Source organism: Streptomyces sp. DH12 (assembly GCF_020873895.1).
GTDB lineage: Bacteria > Actinomycetota > Actinomycetes > Streptomycetales > Streptomycetaceae > Streptomyces.
In genome coordinates, this window is record NZ_JAHWGT010001044.1 from 1 (window position 1) to 455 (window position 455).

Consider the following 455-nt stretch of genomic DNA (forward strand, 5'->3'; position numbering starts at 1 on the left):
CGACCGCCTCGCGCGCATCGCACCCGGTCACCCTGAGGGCGATGTCGGCGCCGGGCGCGGGCGCCGCGGGGACCACCGAGACGTCCCCGCCGTCCGCCGCGTACGCCGCGCAGGCCGCCGGGCCGAACGCGGTGACGGCCAGGACACCCGCGCAGAGAGCGAGTCGCCGCTTACCCATCGTGAACCTCCAGACACTCTGGAGGTTCCCCCGCCCGGTCCGGCCCCGCACCCTCTTACGCGCGGCACTGGACCGGTCGGGTGAACGAGGTACGGCGAAACGGCCGTACGACGATCAGACGAGGTCGACGATGTCCGCGATCGAGTCGACGACCTTGCTCGGCCGGTACGGGAAGTTCTCCACCTGCTCCGGCCGGGTCAGCCCGGTCAGCACCAGGAACGTCTTCATGTCGGCCTCGATGCCCGCCAGCACGTCGGTGTCCATCCGGTCGCCGATC

At 71.9% G+C, this 455-nt stretch carries 1 protein-coding gene; it reads right to left on the reverse strand.

The genetic code is table 11. From position 1 onward, the window contains the following. Nucleotides 1-292: 292 nt before the first annotated feature. Nucleotides 293-455: HAD hydrolase-like protein (locus tag LPA54_RS38415; protein ID WP_228985009.1), on the reverse strand; the 163-nt coding region annotated here is incomplete at its 5' end.